Origin of the sequence: Lysinibacillus sp. UBA6686, assembly GCF_002455205.1 — a bacterium.
GTDB lineage: Bacteria > Bacillota > Bacilli > Bacillales_A > Planococcaceae > Lysinibacillus > Lysinibacillus pakistanensis.
Genome location: NZ_DKJS01000054.1, coordinates 1 through 19,190 on the forward strand (window position 1 = coordinate 1; position 19,190 = coordinate 19,190).

At 36.6% G+C, this 19,190-nt stretch carries 19 protein-coding genes, 1 other RNA gene and 3 pseudogenes; 10 read left to right on the forward strand and 13 right to left on the reverse strand.

Annotated elements, in window-relative coordinates; translation table 11 throughout:
• From B2R82_RS24170 to B2R82_RS13805, 3 genes and pseudogenes are all read right to left on the reverse strand, one after another.
• Positions 1 to 510: pseudogene (locus B2R82_RS24170) on the reverse strand (IS66 family transposase); the annotation flags it as partial.
• 177 nt (positions 511 to 687) lie between these two features.
• Entirely contained in the window at positions 688 to 930 is a 243-nt protein-coding gene (tnpB, locus tag B2R82_RS13800; protein WP_422655559.1) for an IS66 family insertion sequence element accessory protein TnpB, read from the reverse strand.
• A complete protein-coding gene (locus B2R82_RS13805; protein WP_286925413.1) occupies positions 927 to 1,121 on the reverse strand; it encodes a hypothetical protein in 195 nt (64 codons plus the stop codon). Before B2R82_RS13805 ends, tnpB begins: the two co-directional genes overlap by 4 nt.
• A 69-nt stretch (positions 1,122 to 1,190) precedes the next feature.
• Here B2R82_RS13805 and B2R82_RS13810 point away from each other — a divergent pair.
• Positions 1,191 to 1,339 (forward strand): annotated as a pseudogene (locus tag B2R82_RS13810) (IS3 family transposase); the annotation flags it as partial.
• Positions 1,340 to 1,437: 98 nt separating this feature from the next.
• Here B2R82_RS13810 and B2R82_RS13815 read toward each other — a convergent pair.
• Complete coding sequence (locus tag B2R82_RS13815) at positions 1,438 to 1,776, reverse strand: nucleotide pyrophosphohydrolase (RefSeq protein WP_286925414.1); 339 nt, start codon at positions 1,774 to 1,776, stop codon at positions 1,438 to 1,440.
• Position 1,777: 1 nt separating this feature from the next.
• A complete protein-coding gene (locus tag B2R82_RS13820) occupies positions 1,778 to 3,415 on the reverse strand; it encodes a DUF2075 domain-containing protein (protein WP_286925415.1) in 1,638 nt (545 codons plus the stop codon).
• Positions 3,416 to 3,800: 385 nt separating this feature from the next.
• Between B2R82_RS13820 and B2R82_RS13825 the strand changes: the two genes are divergently transcribed.
• The 3 genes from B2R82_RS13825 to B2R82_RS13835 all read left to right on the forward strand — a co-directional run bounded on the left by B2R82_RS13825 (position 3,801) and on the right by B2R82_RS13835 (position 5,001).
• Positions 3,801 to 3,950 carry a hypothetical protein gene (locus tag B2R82_RS13825; RefSeq protein WP_286925416.1) on the forward strand — a complete coding sequence of 50 codons (150 nt, stop codon included), beginning with the start codon at positions 3,801 to 3,803 and terminating at the stop codon, positions 3,948 to 3,950.
• A gap of 274 nt (positions 3,951 to 4,224) precedes the next feature.
• Entirely contained in the window at positions 4,225 to 4,803 is a 579-nt protein-coding gene (locus B2R82_RS13830) for a hypothetical protein (RefSeq protein WP_286925417.1), read from the forward strand.
• A gap of 30 nt (positions 4,804 to 4,833) precedes the next feature.
• Positions 4,834 to 5,001 carry a hypothetical protein gene (locus tag B2R82_RS13835; RefSeq protein WP_286925418.1) on the forward strand — a complete coding sequence of 56 codons (168 nt, stop codon included), beginning with the start codon at positions 4,834 to 4,836 and terminating at the stop codon, positions 4,999 to 5,001.
• Positions 5,002 to 5,485: 484 nt separating this feature from the next.
• Here B2R82_RS13835 and B2R82_RS13840 read toward each other — a convergent pair whose 3' ends face one another.
• From B2R82_RS13840 to secG, 7 genes are all read right to left on the reverse strand, one after another.
• The gene (locus B2R82_RS13840; RefSeq protein WP_286925419.1) at positions 5,486 to 6,211 is read right to left on the reverse strand and encodes a Fic/DOC family protein; all 726 of its coding nucleotides are present in this window, start codon (positions 6,209 to 6,211) and stop codon (positions 5,486 to 5,488) included.
• An 8-nt stretch (positions 6,212 to 6,219) separates the two neighbouring features.
• Positions 6,220 to 6,414: an antitoxin VbhA family protein gene (locus B2R82_RS13845; protein ID WP_286925420.1), complete on the reverse strand. Its 195-nt coding sequence runs from the start codon at positions 6,412 to 6,414 to the stop codon at positions 6,220 to 6,222.
• A gap of 367 nt (positions 6,415 to 6,781) precedes the next feature.
• Positions 6,782 to 7,137, reverse strand: a transfer-messenger RNA (tmRNA) gene (gene ssrA / locus B2R82_RS13850).
• 279 nt (positions 7,138 to 7,416) lie between these two features.
• On the reverse strand, positions 7,417 to 7,884 hold the full coding sequence (gene smpB, locus B2R82_RS13855) for an SsrA-binding protein SmpB (RefSeq protein WP_053995075.1): 468 nt from the start codon (positions 7,882 to 7,884) through the stop codon (positions 7,417 to 7,419).
• Positions 7,885 to 7,950: 66 nt separating this feature from the next.
• Positions 7,951 to 10,497, reverse strand: a complete 2,547-nt coding sequence (gene rnr, locus B2R82_RS13860; protein WP_286925421.1) for a ribonuclease R — start codon at positions 10,495 to 10,497, stop codon at positions 7,951 to 7,953.
• Between the two features lie 33 nt (positions 10,498 to 10,530).
• Complete coding sequence (locus B2R82_RS13865; protein WP_286925422.1) at positions 10,531 to 11,277, reverse strand: alpha/beta hydrolase; 747 nt, start codon at positions 11,275 to 11,277, stop codon at positions 10,531 to 10,533.
• A 198-nt stretch (positions 11,278 to 11,475) separates the two neighbouring features.
• The gene (secG, locus tag B2R82_RS13870; protein ID WP_054770456.1) at positions 11,476 to 11,703 is read right to left on the reverse strand and encodes a preprotein translocase subunit SecG; all 228 of its coding nucleotides are present in this window, start codon (positions 11,701 to 11,703) and stop codon (positions 11,476 to 11,478) included.
• Positions 11,704 to 12,408: 705 nt separating this feature from the next.
• Here secG and B2R82_RS13875 point away from each other — a divergent pair.
• The 6 genes from B2R82_RS13875 (at position 12,409) to dltD (ending at position 18,612) form a co-directional block, all read left to right on the forward strand.
• Entirely contained in the window at positions 12,409 to 14,055 is a 1,647-nt protein-coding gene (locus B2R82_RS13875; protein ID WP_286925423.1) for an alkaline phosphatase, read from the forward strand.
• 316 nt (positions 14,056 to 14,371) lie between these two features.
• Complete coding sequence (locus tag B2R82_RS13880) at positions 14,372 to 14,509, forward strand: teichoic acid D-Ala incorporation-associated protein DltX (protein WP_054770455.1); 138 nt, start codon at positions 14,372 to 14,374, stop codon at positions 14,507 to 14,509.
• A 17-nt stretch (positions 14,510 to 14,526) separates the two neighbouring features.
• The gene (gene dltA, locus B2R82_RS13885) at positions 14,527 to 15,999 is read left to right on the forward strand and encodes a D-alanine--poly(phosphoribitol) ligase subunit DltA (protein WP_286925424.1); all 1,473 of its coding nucleotides are present in this window, start codon (positions 14,527 to 14,529) and stop codon (positions 15,997 to 15,999) included.
• The gene (dltB, locus tag B2R82_RS13890) at positions 15,996 to 17,159 is read left to right on the forward strand and encodes a D-alanyl-lipoteichoic acid biosynthesis protein DltB (protein WP_286925425.1); all 1,164 of its coding nucleotides are present in this window, start codon (positions 15,996 to 15,998) and stop codon (positions 17,157 to 17,159) included. Before dltA ends, dltB begins: the two co-directional genes overlap by 4 nt.
• 47 nt (positions 17,160 to 17,206) lie before the next feature.
• Positions 17,207 to 17,440: a D-alanine--poly(phosphoribitol) ligase subunit 2 gene (gene dltC / locus B2R82_RS13895; protein WP_054770454.1), complete on the forward strand. Its 234-nt coding sequence runs from the start codon at positions 17,207 to 17,209 to the stop codon at positions 17,438 to 17,440.
• Positions 17,437 to 18,612 carry a D-alanyl-lipoteichoic acid biosynthesis protein DltD gene (gene dltD, locus B2R82_RS13900; RefSeq protein WP_286925426.1) on the forward strand — a complete coding sequence of 392 codons (1,176 nt, stop codon included), beginning with the start codon at positions 17,437 to 17,439 and terminating at the stop codon, positions 18,610 to 18,612. The genes dltC and dltD overlap by 4 nt, the downstream gene beginning before the upstream one ends.
• Before the next feature lie 352 nt (positions 18,613 to 18,964).
• On the opposite strand, the pseudogene B2R82_RS13905 reads toward dltD, so the two are convergent.
• Positions 18,965 to 19,190 (reverse strand): annotated as a pseudogene (locus tag B2R82_RS13905) (DinB family protein); the annotation flags it as partial.

The window sequence follows — 19,190 nt, forward strand, 5'->3', positions numbered from 1 at the left end:
AATTTTGCTAGTACAGAACGACTTCTCGATAATGCACTTTGAAAAAGAACGATGATCGGTCCTTGGCTTGGCACGCTTCGGAACACCCAATTATAGGCGTTTGATTGACCGGATTTTCCGTCTGTTTGATTATTTGCGCATAGGTTTCATCTACATGCAGAACAGATTCTGCTGTTAATGTCGGCTTCGGTCATTGGGCCAAGGCAACAGTTGCATTGTGTATTGGTGGGATGATGGTGAATTTCTTCTATTTCAATCCCATCATGAAAAGAATCATTCCGTTTTTTCTTATGTAATTTACGGTTAACAGTATAAGTAATCGTCGCTGTGCTTTGTTCTTCTGTGTGCTCAGATTCGTTAAAAGACGGATCGTCATCGAATAAGGAGCCTTGTCCGTCTGGCGCTTGATACTTTAATTTTTCCGATTTTGAACCATATAAAGCCTTGGTTAATTGGCGAACTTGTTCAGTCAATGCTTCGATTTGACTGAGCTAATTGTTGCTCAAGCATTCGAATTAATCTTTCATTTTGATTTTCTCGATTAGGAACGTTCGTCAATTCATTCACCACATTTCCGTTCAGTATAAGTTATGGATGATTATGCCATCTTGATAGGTGGGTTTAAAAGACACCTTTTGTAGATTTCGTAATTGCTTTTGGCTGCTGAAGCGATAAACCTTCTAAAAGCTAGCGAAGTTCCTTTTGTGAAAGGTTACGTACTTNNTAAAGTATGGCGAAGCCATCTCTATCAAAATACAAACATTTATAACGGTCTTTACTCGTTCCAGAAAATAAGAAGATGGAATCACTATATGGATCAAGTTTAAAAGCATCCTGAATGAGTGTTGCGATACCGTCAATACCTTTACGCATATCGGTCTTACCGCAAATAATGTAGATGTTCTGCACGCTCGTAAAATCTTGCTTCATTGATTATTCAACTCCTTCATAATCGTTTGGATGATGCGCTCATCTACGCCATTAAAGAAGGAAATTTCAGCACTAGTTGTTTTAATGATGTAGCTCGGCTCAGGAGAGTTTTGTAGTGGAGTTGTTGATGATGAGTTGTCAGTGATTGGATTTAGCGTCACAGGGACAATTGTTAGTTTGGTAGTTGACATAAAGAAGCACCTCCTCTAATCTTTGATACATTTATCGTACCGGAGGTTTATATGCGTTACAGGCTTACCCTTTACATAAAGGAATTTAAAAGTATAGAGCATTTTAAAATAGAACTAGAAAAGAAAAATATATTAATTACTATAATACGAAACGTATTAAGGCAAAATTAAAAATGAGTCCGGTGCAATACCAAACTCATTTTACCCAAGCTGCCTAAAGAAATAACCGTGTCTAACTTTTAGGGGTCACTTCAAAACGAAAACTAAGGTTTTTTAAACTGCTATTTAGATGAATATTATATATTTGTATTAATATTTATATCTCATTGTATTTAGTATTTTTTCCAGCAAACTTTTCAATAGGATATTTCCTATTATTTTTTTGAAGTTTATTATTTATTATATTTACTAAGTCCATATCCGTCTCATTCGCAAACAATATCGCATAAATCAAAACATCTGCTAGCTCATCCTTCATCTTATCTAAGTTCTTTTCAACTGCTTCCTCACTCGTTTTCCATTGAAATAGCTCTAATAATTCACTTGCTTCTAGTGATAAGGAGAGCGCTAGATCCTTAGGATTATGGAATTCCTGCCAGTTACGTTGGTCTCGAAATTGCAAAATATTTTCACGTAGTTGCTCTAACTCACTCATGCTATTCACCTACTTTTTGATATGCTAAAAGTTTATTGCGCAATGCTTCATCACTTGCATAAATGAACAGACCCTTAATTCCACGCTTCATCAAGATATTGATTGAGTTTAGGACGATTTTTTCCTTTGCTTCATTTACATTTTCAATTCCGTCCATACCTGTATATGCACCTTTGTCCATATACTTACTCGTATCAATGCTGATTTCATCTTTAGCAGCGTCATATTGAACAGATGGCCCAAGCACGACACCAACATAATTTAAATCAAAGCCTTGTATTGTATAAATTGATCCAGCCTCGTGAACGGTTTCTGCTTTTTCTGCCCATGTATATTTCGTACTTGTTGTATTCCATGGCAGTTGGTATTCACCATTTGATTCTTTCACGTAGTAGGTCCCACCATCTTTTTTATGTATGTAATCAAACGTTGATACAACACGACTTAAACCGTGCTGAGTATTTTGGGATTTAATTTCATCATGCATGTCCTTCAAAGATTCAAATACTTCAAATTCATAGTTTTTATCTTTAGGAAGCGGCAATAATTTTTTTCGCTTGAATTCGTTTATCCAATTGATTACGTCATCATTTGCTTGCATGCGGAATTGGTTTGTTAACTGGTATTCTTCGTGAAAAGTACTTAATTTCTTAAGCCCTTCTAATGTTGCTGCTCCCCATAGACTCTTCAGTTTTAATACTTGACCTTGATCATAAATAATGACAACTACCTTTGCTAGCTTCAAAAACTCCTCTAAATGATTATTGCCGTGGAAGCCATTATAAGTATCTGGCTTTGTTAGCAATAAATGTGCTTCATCAACGAAAATGATATCAGCCTTTTTTCCCTCTTTTTGCAACATATTAATCAGAGATGTAGGTTTTGCAAAGTTTTTTCCTTTTAAATGTTTCACTTGTTTTGCTATATTTTTATATGTTTTAAACATTTCCTCATGGTTCACAGCTAAATAATTTTCTGTACGATATAAGTTTGAGGATGCTTCTTCAGCTCTTTCTTGAATGGTGTTGAAAATAGAACTTAAGACAACACTTTTACCAACGCCCGCTTCACCTTCAATGACTAATAGACTTCCATATTTACTTGAGTTTTGAGTTACTAGTTTCTCACAAAATTCGAGTACTTTATCTTTTAATTCAAGTTGTTCTAAAGATAATTCTTTGAAAGGAGATAATTTAAAAATATCTTTGTTTTCAATCACATGCAGCTCATTGTCGACAAGCTTTTGTTCATATAGTTTTTGCCAAAGTTCTTCAAATAGTTGTTGATCGTAATAAGGCTTATTGTAGTAGTTATGAGTAAAATCGCTAGCCGTCTTACTTTTATTTTGAAGCGTATATTTTTCATCACCAAGGAAGTAGTTAATCAGCTTTGTCTCTAGATGAAATGTTGCTGAACGATTAAAGTGTTCGTGCTTAATCAAATTTACTTGTTTAATATTTTTACGTGCTTTTAAATGAGCTTTCATACGATTTTTAAAATAAACAGTTTCACCAATATAAGCTTCTTTATTGCCATTTAAAACATAAATGACTGGATAATTTAAATACTGCTCTTTGTTGTTGATTTGATTGATACTTTCTTGTATAAAAGGCCATGATAGTATTTCGATAGCTGTCATTTCTTTACTCCTTATCACAATACTCTGGTTAAAAGATATATATAATTTAACTAAACATAATTTATATTACTATTTTATCATAATTATCCCTTTTTACTTGTAATAGACTGCTGCTCAAATGGAAGCTCCATTATTCGCAAATTATATATACAATCTGCAACTTTAATTCATTTAAGAGGAAATTGTTAAGTTGTGGTCTGGGTTTATCAACATTCACAAAAAAGATAATTTTTCAATTGTAATTTAAGTACTGATAGGCTAGTATTTACGGACAAGCAATATAATATTCTATTCCCTTCAAAGGCATGGGACTGATGCTATAATATCCCAAAAAATATAAACTAAAAAAGATTTCACCTCATGATTTTAAAGGACGAATGCTACAATGTACTATATAAGTGGTGCAACACATTACAACATAAAGAAGCGGTTGGGTCATAGCTTTAAGGACATTACATCAGATGTTTATATTGTTGAAACAGAGGAAATCAAAGCTAATGCATTTGAAAATTTTATTCAGTATATGAATTATTAGAACAAGCTTCGTTTTGGCTTGTTCTTTTCATTTGTCTTCAAACTCTAATTGTCTTCAAACGCTTTACATAATATGATAAGTATGGAAGGTACTACTCTATCTTACACTCTGTCTCTGTAAGCAACGCATTATAGAATTACAACTGCACTTGAAGACAACTTTAACTGATATAATGCCAACGATTACGATGGAGGTTTATGGTTAGTTATGAATATGGTGGAGGAGAAACAAATCTTGGTTATATTTCAGGACAAAATTTGGAGGTTATTGAACAATGAAAAAGAATAATGTTTACAAAGTAATAATTGCAATTTTAACATCTATTATAGTGATGGGTATCATAGCTATATGGTATCTCGTATCTCCCGACAGTTATCTTACAAAGAACAAGCAAGAAAGTTTGAGCCCTGAAGGTGAAAATGCTGAGGTGGTAGAAACAAAAGAAGTAGAACCGGTTGAGATGATCCATAAGCCTGCTACTGATAAATCTTGTCTGTCACCTGAAAACGCAATCGCTTTAGACGAAATGTATGCAAATTACCTAGTGTTTAAACGAGTGGCACTTAATGAAGATGGATCACTAAATTTCGATAACGCAATCAGCGCTTATAACGGCATCACTCAGAACTTAGCTACATCGACCCTTATGACCAACATAACGGCTTATGACAAAGAAGTATACAAAGTGGTGAACAAATGGGCTGAAGACGCTTCTAATGTCTCAGATGACATGCTAGGATTCATTCAAGGTACGCTAGAGCTGAATGACTCTAATTTAAATATCTTCAGAGCTTCGTTTGATGATCTTGATAACTTTTACGGAAATAAACAGAAATGGGAGAATTGCCAATGACTATGTATGACGTGATGGGAGTAACTTCTAATGATTATATACCAGGGATGGGAGGTTGGAGAATTATTCTCCGGTGAAGCGGTAGGGTATCGTAGCACAGTGAAGAATGAAAATAAATATATAGCGGTGATGGTTTATATTGTTGAAACAGAGGATATCAAAGCTAATATTAGAAAATTATATTTAATATATGAATAATTAGAACAAGCTCTTTTTTAGACTTGTTCTTTTATTTTTCTACAAACTCTAATTTGTCTTTAAACGCTATAAATAATATGATAAGTATGGAAGCTACTAATACCTTACACTCTGTTCCGTAAGCAGTACAGAGGAGGATTTACACTTTTTTATGTGCCACTGTATACCTTGAACTGCAACTGATTCATAGCATCTTGAGCCTCTTTACGTGATTTAAATGTATCTACTTTATCTTCCTGATAACCCATATTTATAACAGCAAAGCCCATTAATTATGCAACTTTTACAATATCATGAATAGGGTAGCCTATAGTCATTGAAAATCAATGGGCTACATTAGAAAAACACTGGTCTAAAGCTTTAAAATGGCTCACAGGATTAACATTGAAGTTATAATGCCAAACCTATCTAAATATTCTAACAAAATTATATTAAGCTCTTGTATATAAAAAAGAACCAATATGAAAATCGTATTGGTTCTTTTTCACTTTTTATTTAAGTTTGTTCCGATTGTAAAAGGCTTTTCTTCATAATTTGAAACACGATATTGTTCAATTATTTTATATTTCTCATCATTTGTTTTCTGCTTAGGTACAAAACCTGTTTTAGCTAAACCTAGTGCATCTGTAATTATTTTTAATAAATATTCTGGTTCAGGAGATTCTTCAACAGCGGCTAATACTAAGGCATTCCTTACATACCCTGCATTTTTGGAAAGCAATTGTTCATTGAATTGTAAACCTTGTGCATCTGCAAAAAGCTTCATAAATATCGAGACAGTGCGAGTATTTCCTTCACGGTAAGGATGAACACGCCATATATCTGTCATGAGTCTGGAGAAATTCTGAGCTAATTGGTTGTTAGAAACACTCCAACTAATTGAAGCAGTCCAATCAAAAATGAGTTTTAGATCTGTCTCAATACATGTAGTATCGCTATATGCAACAGATACACCACCTAAAACTTTTTCGCTCTTATAAATATTGACTGTACGAAATTCTCCTGCCCACTCATAAATTGATTGAAATAGAAAATAATGAACCTTTTGTAGACTAGATAAATGAAAAAAATCAATGTCTGATAAAATTTCATCAATATCTAAAATACCAACAATTAAAAATTGGGCTTCAATATTAATTAATTCTAGTTCATCTCGAATGTTTAACTTATTTTTTAAAACATTAGAGTTTTCATATACATACGGGTCCATAATAGTTATTAATGTGCCGCCCTTGCATACTTTTCAATAATAGCTTGTTTTAGATAACTTGTTGTTACTTCACCTTTTTCATATTGGTCCAGTAAGTTTTGTGTGAAAGCAGTAGGTTTTCCACCATCGATAGCTGCCATGCCAACTGCAAACTGAATACGTTTACGACGCTCTTCTTGTGAAATCGGATTCAATGATTTCATAAATAACACCCCTCGTATTATTATCTTAGCGAATAGAATATTGTGAACAATAGTAAAACAGTTTTAGTCATTATTTATTTTTTATTCATCGTTTAGCTTTTTAATAGCAAAAAAATAATAATTCAAAAAAACTTTCAGATGGTACTATTATATTCATTGTTTCCATATAGTTGATTATGATGCGAATAAAAATTTTATTTCTTAATTTTAAAATTATTCATAATGGAGTTATTAGGAATTAAACAAATACTCAAATAGATCATTTTGTGTCAAAGTGAAAATAGGGATATTCAACAAGAGTTCAACTCCCATTCAATATCCCTAACCTCGAAAATCGTTGATATACCGCCGTTTATAGGCTGGTAAATTATGGAGACGGCGGGAGTCGAACCCGCGTCCAGAAACTCCAATACTTCAGCTTCTACGCGTGTAGTTTGCCTATTTACGATTCACGTAACATTATGCCGACAAACAGGCGTCCTGTACGCTAACCTGGAAATCTCTTGCCGATGACTCAGGTGGCACCATCGACCGTATCCCACTAAAGTTGGGCCCCACGTTCTCTACATGGGCGATAGAGAGGCAGAGCGCTTAAGAGCTTACGCTGCGAAAGCTAAGTTTTGTTGTTTGCCAGTTATTATATAACTGTCGTTGATGACGGAGCCGAGCCCTCCGACGCGCGACCAAAGCTTGAACCATCCCTGTCGAATCCGTAACGTCCCCTTGAATATGAATCGAAGCGGCTTGGCCTCGTTCAAGTAAAGGAGCTAGAATTGCTTCTAGTACGGTGGGAGCTAAAAGTACGCTTCCATGAAATCTGGCAATCAGTAATACATATTATAAAACAAAACTAACGATAGTTCAAGTATCCTGCTAACTTAGAAGAAATTGGCTAGAACAGTAGAACCTATCCATCACTCTCGCAGTTCTATCCGTCACATTTCAACTTCTATCCTTCACTTCCGCCATTCTATCCATCCTCAGGAGCTTTCTCCCAATCTATTAAAATTGATTTTTTGCTTTAAAGGCACGTTCCATCTCGCGTTTGGCTTCTTTTTTGCGCATGTCGTCGCGTTTGTCGTAGTCTTTTTTCCCTTTACCTACGCCGATTAGGAGCTTGGCGTAGCCGTCCTTGATGTACATTTTTAATGGGACGATTGTGTAGCCGTCACGTTTAACGGCACCGACTAGCTCGCCGATTTGCTTTTTATGGAGCAGCAGCTTGCGGGCGCGTAGCGGGTCGTGGTTGAAGCGGTTGCCTTGATCGAATGGGCTGACATGCATATTGCTAATCCATGCTTCGCCATTGCGGATGCGGACAAAGGAGTCTTTGAGCTGGACTTTGCCTGCACGGATGGATTTTATTTCTGTGCCTGTTAGCACCATGCCTGCTTCAATTGTCTCTTCTATGAAGTAGTCATGCCCTGCTTTTTTGTTTTGTGCTAATACTTTCCCAGTACCTTTTGCCATATTCTTCACCCTCTAATTTAAAGGTTGAGCAGGGGTTAACCTGCTCGCATTGGATTGTTAATGAATTTATTTACGTTTTGATTTTTTCTTTTTGTTCTTCTTAGCAATGCCCTCATAGAACTTTTGCTTTTGCTTTACGCGTTTTTTAGGACCTGGGCTTGAGCCATCTTTGCGGCCTCCTCGTGGATCACGGTCGCTTTCACGGCGCTCTCCGCGTTTGCCTCTTTCCTCTTCGTTGCGACCGCCTCTGCTATTGCCACGACTGTTTCTTTCTTCTTCGTTGCGACCACCTCTGCGACTGCCACGACTGCTTCGTTCTTCCTCGCTGCGACCGCCTCTACGACCTCCACGGCCACCTCGATCGTCCTCGTTGCGACTGCCTCTACGGCTACTGCTTCCGCCTTTGTTGTCGCTGTAATTTTTACGAGCGTGAATAACAGTAGGGGCTGCTTTGCGTGTTCGTCCATATGAAGTTACCATTCCAACGATTTCAAAGTCAATGGATGACTCCTCAATAATAACATTTGCTACACGAACCATGACCTCATCACCAATGCGGAATTGACGATTTGTTCGTTCACCAATCATCATCATTTGACGATCGTCAAAATGGTAGTAGTCATCTGTCATATTGCTAATATGGACAAGTCCTTCAATCGTATTTGGTAGCTCCACGAAAATTCCAAAGTTTGTGATGGATGAGACGATTCCTTCGAACTCCTCACCAATTTTATCGGACATATATTGGGCCTTTTTCAGTGAATCGGTATCACGCTCTGCATCGACAGCTCGGCGTTCACGCTCTGATGTATGGTCAGCAATTTCATCCATTGCCATACTCCATTGTGCAATCGTTTCTCTCGATGTATCTTTATTAATTAAATACGTTCGAATTAAACGATGCACGATTAAGTCTGGGTAACGACGAATTGGTGATGTAAAGTGTGTATAGAAATCTGTTGATAAGCCAAAGTGACCAAGGCTTTCTGGATAATATTTTGCCTGCTGCATTGAGCGTAGAAGCATCGTTGAAATCACAGGCTCCTCTGGCATTCCCTCAATCGCCTTTAAAACATCCTGTAAAGCTTTTGGATGAACGGTGTTGCCAGTACCTTTAATTAAAATACCGAAATTCGTGACAAATTCAAAGAAGCGTTGGAGCTTTTCTGGCTTTGGATCTTCGTGAATACGGTATAGGAACGGTACATTCATCCAGTGGAAGTGCTCTGCTACGGTTTCATTGGCAGCTAGCATAAAATCTTCAATTAATTTCTCTGCTACTGTACGTTCGCGTAATTCAATATCTACTGGCCAGCCATCCTCGTTGACAATAACTTTGGATTCTTTAAAGTCAAAATCGATCGCTCCACGCATTTCACGTTTATGACGTAAAATCGATGATAGCTCTGCCATGTTTTTAAACATTGGTACAAGAGGCTCGTAACGGGCAATTAGATCCTCGTCCTGCTCAACTAATATTTTGTAAACGTCCTTATACGTCATGCGCTCTGTTGTTTTAATGACACTTTGGAAAATTTCATGTGAAATCACATTCCCATTAGCATCAATAATCATTTCACAGGACAATGTTAATCGATCAACCTGAGGATTTAAAGAACAGATACCATTCGATAAACGATGTGGAATCATTGGGATTACACGGTCTGTTAAATATACACTTGTCGCACGATCATAGGCTTCAATGTCAATGACTGAGCCTTGCGTTACATAATAACTAACGTCTGCAATATGTACGCCAAGCTTATAAGTACCGTCACCATTTTTTGTTACAGTAACTGCGTCATCCAAATCCTTTGCGTCTGCTCCATCGATTGTGACAATCGTTTCATGACGTAAATCACGACGGCCCTCTATATCAGCCTCAGTAATTTCATCTGGCACTCGTTGTGCAGCAGCAATCACTTCATCAGGGAACTCTGGTGGAATATCGTGCTTATATAATATAGAAAGAATATCCACACCTGGATCATTTTTATGGCCTAAAATCTTTGTAATATAGCCTGTAGCTGATTTTAAATCCTCTGGCCAAGTAGCGACCTCAACGACAACCTTGTGTCCGTCAACGGCACCTAATGTATCACCTTTTGCAATAAAAATATCCATTGGTAGCTTTTTATCGTCTAAGACAACAAAGCCAAAGCCACGATTTGCTTGGAAAGTGCCGACAAAGCTTGTTTGTCCACGTTCAACTACCTTTGTTACCGTTCCTTCTCGACGATCACCGAAAGATTCCTTTAACACGCGGATCAGAACGATATCACCGTTAATAGCACCATTTACTTCATGCGGTGGAATGAAGACATCATCCATTCCCTCGATATCAGGCGTCACAAAGCCGAAGCCCTTTGCATGACCGATAAATTTACCTCTTAGTAAATTCATGCGCTCTGGCAAGCCATAACGATTAGAACGTGAACGGACAACTAAGCCCTCCCCCTCCATGCGCACTAAAGTTTTTACAAGCTCTTTAAACTCGTCAGCATCCTCAAAGCCAAATACGTCCTCAATTTCGCCAACGGTTAAAGGTTTATAATCTTCTTCACCGAAAAATTCGAGTAAACGATTTTGTAGTGAATCCTTTTGGTCTTTCATAATTTCCCTCCTTCATGAGAAAATCCTATTTGTTTATTGTGCCCAATTTAGGCCTTCTAAAAAGCGATAAATATCTTCATGTAACTGATCTTTTTCTTGATCTAATGTAATAACATGCTTTGAGTTTTCATACCACTTGATGTGCTTTTCAAGTGACTCAGTTTGATTATATATAATGTTGGCAGATTCTGTCTCAATTACCTCGTCATTTGTTGCCTGAACGACAAAAATTGGGGCATAAATCATGTCAATTTCTTGACGGGTACGGGCAATAAATTCTCGTAGCTCCTGTAAAGATGGCATACCTTTTTCAGCAATGCTTGTAACCTCTGCTTCGATTTGCTCATCCTGTTTGCCTTGGAATTTCTTATAGTCTCTTGCATATTTCAAGACTCCCTCAAACATGACATCGGTTGTACGCATTGTCATCGGGGCACACATTGTAACGATTCCTTTTACTGGGTTATTTAATGCCACATTAAGTGCCATCACACCGCCTAATGAAAGACCTGCAACTGCAATCTCCTGATAACCAGCATCCTGTAACTGCTTATAGGCAGCTACGACATCCTGCCACCAATCAGCAGGTCCTGTTGTGATAAGTTCTTCTGGTTCCACACCGTGACCTTTATAGTGAGGTGCTAATGTAGTATACCCTTTTTTCTCTAAAAATCTACCAAGCATTCGAACATCTGCTGAGCTTCCTGTAAAACCATGCAATAATAATACTGCTCGTGCTCCTGCCTGAAAGAAAAATGGTTGAGATAAAGTTTTGTTCATTGCAAGCTCTCCTTCATACCAATACATACTATCACCATTATAGCCATTTACTAGAGATTCTACATCAGTGATGATGCACTATCCGTCTATTTAATGGTCCTATCCATCACTTTCGGTTTTCTATCCGTCTGTTCTCATTTACATCTTGGATAAAAGAAAACGCCCAACCAATTCGGTTAGGCGATATATCTTCAACTATTAGATTTTTGTAATAGCGATTGCTAAAATAAAGAATAAAATTGCTAACACAATTGTTGCACGGTGAAGGATAAGATCCATACCACGTGCTTTTTGTTTTCCAAATAGTTGTTCAGCTCCACCCGAGATGGCACCTGACAAGCCTGCACTTTTACTAGATTGAAGTAATACGACCACAATCAATGCTAATGATACGATAATTAATGAAACTAATACTACTGTATGCATCCACTGCACCTCCCGAACTTCGAAACATCACAACACACCACATTATAACAAAAAAAGGTTGCCATGACAAACTTAGATTAAAAATATCTGTAAATTGCCCAATTTCTCTACCTGTCCTTACCCATCCACCTCGCTTACATTATTCATGAATAGCTTGCTGGTTATTTCTTGACTTTTGAATGGACCTTATTTAAAAAATTGATACCTTTGTCAATAAATGATGTTAATCCAAATGAATCTTATGTAATTTCCTACGAATATTTTTTATGAATAATGAAAAACTAAGTCAAGATCATTTATTGGTCAAAGGCAACTATTTAGTAGCTACAAGTAAGGACTAGTTTATGTATGATATGTGGTATGTCAATACGAATGATATTAATTACTTCAATAGCATTCGTGACAACTTGGTATAGCTTTGATTTAGCAACACGGCAAAATAAGCAAACAGCTTGCTACTACTTGGCTATTTATGAGGATGGGCTTTATTGCAGTGATTATGACAACGGTCGGAGGAAGTGTTATAGAAGAGGTATGGAATCTCTTCACTGCTAATAGCATTTTAAATTATGAAACAATAGACGGTGGGAGTATATACGATTTATGAATTTGCACTATAATTTAACGCTACAACATAGCTGGTGAGATTGTCTGAATAAACGTTCGTTACACTACTTTTAAAATTAACCTAAAGGAGACTACATCATGAAATACTTACTAAAATGGCGTTCATGGGTTATAGCTAGTGCAATGATTTTTTCGGCGACAAATATCGCTCTACCACAAGTACAAGCTGCTAAAGTTACTCAGCCAGCAAATGTTATTATGATGGTGATGGATGGGAGTAGTAATAACGCTGTCACACTCTCCCGATGGTATAAGGGTAGCAATCTGGCATTAGATGCGATTTTAACTGGCGCAGTTCGTACGTACTCTGCAGAATCTGCCCTTACCGATTCTGCACCCGCCGCTACTGCATTAGCCACTGGACATAAATCAAATCGTAAATTTGTTGGTGTACTGCCAGCCATTGTCAATTCTCCAGGGTTAGCGCAATTAGCCAAAGATGATGCTACTCGTCCTGTAGCCAATGTTTTAGAAGGAGCGAAACAGCAGGGCATGGCAACTGGGCTAATCTCTACTTCTGAAATTCAACATGCAACACCAGCAGGCTTTTCTGCACATGTTAAAAATAGAAGCCAATATGATGACATCGCTGAGCAGCAGGTCTATCAAGATATTGATGTTGTGTTAGGTGGTGGCTTCGCATCTCTCATTCCAGGTACTACTAAAAATGCTCGTAAAGATGGCGAGAACTTAGTGAATGTCCTAAAAGAAAAAAATTATGACATCGTAAAAACTCGTGATGAGCTTTTAAAAAGTACCTCATTAAAAATTTGGGGAAGCTTTGCTCCAAACGCACTTGCCTACAATATAGATCGCCCTATCACAAGCGCATCCGAACCGACGCTTGCTGAAATGACAAGTAAAGCTATTCAAACGCTTAAGCAGCATGACAAAGGCTTCTTCTTATTTGTAGAGGGCAGTAAGGTAGATTGGGCAGCACACGCCAACGATACAATCGGCATTATCAGTGAAATTTTAGCGTTTGATGAGGCTGTCCAAAAAGCACTTGATTTTGCCAAGGTGGATGGGCATACAATGGTCATTGCCGTAACAGATCATGGTAATAGCGGTATTACTATGGGTAATACAAATACAACAAAGACTTATGCCAGCATGCCTGTTTCTGCCTTTATTGATCCATTAAAGAAAGCTAAAATGACTCTTGAGGGTGCTTTAAGCCGATTGAAGCAAAACCAATCCAATATGATAGAAGTAGCAGCACTTTATGGTTTAACAGACTTATCTAAAGAAGAGCGGACAACCTTAACAGCTTCTAGGAATGTGAGCAAAGAGATGGGACAGATGCTAGCCAAACGAGCGAATATTGGTTTTACAACAGGTGGCCATACTGGTGAGGATGTATTTCTTTATTCATTTGGACCTTCCACAATAACTGGTCTTGTTGAAAACACAGAAATAGCATATGCAATGGCGCAATTTATGAGCTTTGATTTAAATAAGCTGACGAAGGATTTATATATCCCTGCCACAAAAGCTTTTACTGAAAAGGGCTATACGACAAAGATAGATCTATCAGATAAGGAAAACCCGAAATTTATTGCACAAAAAAAGGATATTACATTAACAATCCCTGTAAATAAAAACATTATGATTTATGAGCAAGCCTCAGGCAATATGACCAAAACATATACATTTGATACCATTAATGTCTACAATGGAACGGATTTTTATGTTTCCAAAAAAGTGTTAGATGCTGTTAATTAAATGATGTTCCGTACATTTTAGCGGGATAAAAATATAGGTGCCATCATAAGTTGATTTGATTAACTGATGATGGTCCTTTTTTTGATTTAAAGGCATGATGATCTATCAATTTTTCCCAAACCTTAATTTAATCTTAAATTAATCTTATGATTTAATGAATATTACAAAATACAGCAACATTTTTCTCCACATTCCGTCAAAACAGTGTTAAAAATTTTAATACAAAGGTTATAAAAAATAACTTGAAAAAATATCTATTTATTTAGTATATTTACAAGGTTATAATCCTTTTTAATTATTAATTGGAGGTGACCTGATGCAATCCATTAAAAATAATGAGCTATTACGTTTTATAGGCTTTACATTATTTTATTTTATCATATTGGTGCTTTTGTTTATTATTCATGGGTTCCATGATATGAACGCTGGACCATTTATATATACGGAATTTTAAAAAAAGGAGAATTATTGATGTTAAGTATATTAGCAGCTATTCAAAATGTGGCGCTACAGCAGCCACAAAAAACTGCGTATCAAACCAATCGTGAGTCCTTAACGTATAGTGAGCTTTGGTATCTCTCTGATTGTGTAGCACAGTACTTACTAGCTCAGGACTTAAAAAGAAAACAGCCCATTGTCGTCTACGGTCATATGTCACCATTGCAAATTGTTGCCTTTTTAGGCGCTGTAAAGGCTGGGCACCCATATGTACCAGTTGACTCGTCCACGCCTTCTGAAAGACTACAGCTTATAATTGAAGCCTCTGAAGCCTGCATGCTACTAAAAACAGAATCATTAAGTGCTCCATTGTCTATTCCTGAAGTGGAGGTAAGTGATATAATCACACAGCCTTCTACGATTTCGGTAGAGCCTTCCTTATGGGTTCAGGAGCAGGATGTTTATTATATTATTTACACATCTGGTTCAACTGGTAAACCTAAGGGTGTTCAAATTACAGCCAATAACCTAGCTCATTTTGTTGCTTGGATGAATAAGCACTTCCCATTACAGGAATCTGGTGTGTTTTTAAATCAGGCTCCCTATTCCTTTGATTTATCAGTAATGGATTTATACCCTGCATTGGTAAATGGGCAAACGCTTTACGCTATTACACAAGAGCAAATTGCTTATCCAAAATCGTTATTTGATGCACTAGCAACAGCTGAAATCCGTGTTTGGACCTCCACACCGTCTTTTGCGAAAATGTGCTTAATGAACAAAGAATGGCATCAGGAGTTAATGCCCGCTTTAGATACATTTTTATTCTGTGGAGAGGTTTTACCAGTATCCGTTGCACAAGAATTAATGCAACGCTTCCCACAGGCGACTATTTTTAATTTATACGGGCCTACTGAAACAACCGTTGCTGTATCTTTTGTAGAGGTCTCATCAGCACTGTTGGAGCAATTTGATCAACTGCCAATTGCTCCGCTATCAGAACCAAATCTTTCTCTATTAGAGGATGGCGAGATTATTATTTCAGGACCAACAGTTAGTGCTGGCTATCTTGGTGCACCTGATTTAACGCAAAAGGCCTTTCCTACTATAAATAGTCAGCGCATTTATAAAACTGGGGATATTGGCTATGAAAAAGATGGCTATCTGTTCTTTTCAGGTCGTAAGGATTTTCAAGTAAAACTACATGGCTATCGTTTAGAAATCGAGGAAATTGAAAAGCAAATTGGCAATCTACCACCCGTTTCTAGCTGTGTTGTTGTACCTGTATTAAAAGATGGCGAGATTGTTTCGCTGAATGCGTTCGTTGTTCTACGTGAGCCATTACTGGAATCTGCCTTTAAAATGACGAAGCAACTTAAATCGTTGCTATCTGAGTATTTACCATCCTATATGATTCCAAAAACCTTCAAATACATGGACACTTTACCTCTAAATACAAATGGTAAAGTTGATCGTAAAGGATTGGCGGTTATGGAAACAGTATGACGCCTTACGGAAATATCGTTTTTTTCATTATTATTGGGATTTTATTGCTGCCCACAATTATATTAGGATTACGAGAAAAATCTGCAAAAGGCTATAATATCTTTGTTTCGATTATTGTTTTAGCTCTTATTTTTGGTAATTCTTTAAATGGCACAATCTCTCTCATACTATTTACAGTATTTCAGTTACTGTTAATCATTACTTATCAAAAATACCGACTACAAAAGAATAGTGGGACAGTATTTATTGTGGCTGTACTGCTGTCTATCTTGCCACTTGTGCTTGTAAAGGTTCTACCGATTCTTGGACTACATCATTTATTTGGATTCCTAGGAGTGTCCTACATTACCTTTAAATCTGTTCAAATGATTTTAGAAACACGTGACGGTCTAATAAAGGATAAAATTTCAGCAGTTGAGCTGGCCTATTTTTTACTATTCTTCCCAACCGTTTCATCAGGTCCTATCGATCGTTGGCGACGTTTTTATAAAGATATGCATACAGTTCCGTCAAATCAGGACTACCAGAAACTACTTTTAAGTGGGATTAATTATATATTTGTAGGCTTTTTATATAAATTCATTTTGGCTTATTTAATTTATAATTACACACTTATTTATTTACCAAATCATACCTATAATTATTTGACACCTTTTCAAGGGCAAATCGCGTATATGTATATGTATAGCTTCTATTTATTTTTCGACTTTGCTGGCTATAGTGCCTTTGCCGTTGGAGTCAGTCGCATTATGGGCATTCAAACGCCAATTAACTTTAATCGTCCTTTTTCAAGTCGCAATATAAAAGATTTTTGGAATCGCTGGCATATGAGCCTTTCATTCTGGTTTAGGGATTATGTTTATATGCGCTTTGTGCTTTGGATGACTAAGAAAAAATGGATTAAAAATAAATTTACAATCTCATATATTGGCTTCTTTTTACTGTTCTTTTTAATGGGGATTTGGCATGGACTAGAATGGCACTTTGTGGTCTATGGACTCTACCATGCCCTGCTAATCATTAGCTTCGATAAATTTGAACGGTGGAACAAAAAACGTAAGCTTTGGCCGAAAAATAAATGGACACATGCAATTGGTGTGTTTATCACTTTTAATGCTGTTTGTTTTGGCTTTTATATTTTTTCAGGAAAATTATTTTAAACAAGGGCTTTGTTAAACACAGCCTAAATTAAAGGAGAATTTGAACTATGGAGAAACAACAAGTTTTAGAAATGCTAGTAGAATTATGCGAAGATGATATCATTGTAGAAAACCCAGATATCGATTTATTTGAAGAGGGACTACTTGATTCATTCGGTACCATTAATCTATTAGTCGAAATTGAAAACCGCTTTAATATCTCAGTACCAATTACTGATTTCAATCGTGAGGAATGGAACACGCCAAATCGTATTGTAGCGAAATTAGCTGAAAGACAATGATTAAGAAAGGCTTTTTATCGCTATTCATTGCCTTTGTTCTATTTGCTGTCTTCGTATTTTTCCCAAATTCATGGATTAAAGCATGGATTTCAGATGAAGATGTAGAACAGGCAAAAACGAACATGTCTCCATTAGTGTTCCAGGGCATGTACTTACAGGAGAGAATGCTACAGGAGCCGAATTCAATGCCTTTATACGGCTCATCCGAATTAAATCGTTTTGACCCCTTCCATCCCTATAATTATGCACGTGCAACAAATGCACCGTATTCGACATTTATGATAGGGCGAGGGGGAATGCAGTCTATTACCCACTTTTTAAATTTTGCTGCACAGGAGAAAAATTTAAAGGATAAAAAAATTGTTTTCATCGTTTCTCCTCAATGGTTTACGAAGAAAGGAATGGGTGAATTACACTTTTCTCCTAACTATTCTATGCTGCATGCCTATGATTTAGCTTACAATAAGGACATTGATGTAAAGCTTCGAAATCGAGCAATGGAGCGTCTGCTAGAATTTGAAACAGTGAATCGAGACCAATTATTAAGAACAATCTATCAATATCAATTATCGAATGGTAAAGAACGACCTATTGTTGGACGACTTGCAATGTTGGCAGGTCATTTCCAAAAGGCATTGCTGGAGAAAAAAGATTTATATTACTCACTTTTCCCTAGAGAGTCACATAAATTAAAAAGTAATGACAAGCTGGTGGCAAACCAAACATTTGAGCAACAATTAAAAAATGCCGAGAAATATGGCAAGAAACGTGTAACCAATGATTTAATGATTGAAAATAAATTTTATAAACGTCTTGTCAATGCTGATTTAACAAAGTTTAAAGGCTCTCGTAAGAACGAAGATTATACAGTATCACCCGAATATGAGGATTTTCAGCTCGTCATAGATATTTTAAAGGATGCCGGTGCAAAGCCATTATTTATTTCAATTCCTGTAAATGGCTATTGGTATGACTACAACGAATATCCACAGGAGCGTCGTCAAAAATACTATGAAAAAATGGAGCAAGTATTAACAAATGCAAATGTTCCATATGTTAATTTCTCAGATCATGAATATGACCCTTATTTTATTATGGATACGATTCATATTGCATGGAAGGGCTGGGTATATGTAGATCAAGAGCTAGATAACTATTGGACACAATCATAATTGTCGTTTACAAATGAAAAGACAGTCTAAAGTGTTAATCACTTAAGGCTGTCTTTTTTACTGCTCAATACTAACGATTCTTAGACAGATAAACCTATTAACTTTAAGCAACAGGGTTCTATTTAATTATTGAACCAAGGTGGAGCCATGAAATTCGAATTTCTTATGAAGGATTTTAAATACGGTTTTTAGTATTCATTCAAAAGCCAAATCTCAGCATCGTTTTATTAATTGCTTTTATCCGATTCAAACAACACCGACTTAACTTGATTAGTTAGCCTGCTACGAGCTAAGTAGAATTTGGCTAGAAATCATTTCGAGGTATTTTTTAGCATTATTTCCGTTATTTATATTACTTCTTGATTATCCCTAAATATTCGCTCCATGGTCCTACATCCGTTCTGTATCGATTCGCCATAATCCTAACATTTGAGCGATATGTGTTAAGTCATGGACAACCCATGTAGAAAGCAATTCTCTTACCTTCACTTCACCAAAATCAGGATGGTATCCCTTCATTTCTAAATGTGCTTCTTGATTAAGAAGAACCTGTAGCTCTGACCCTTCCTGAGCGGTTT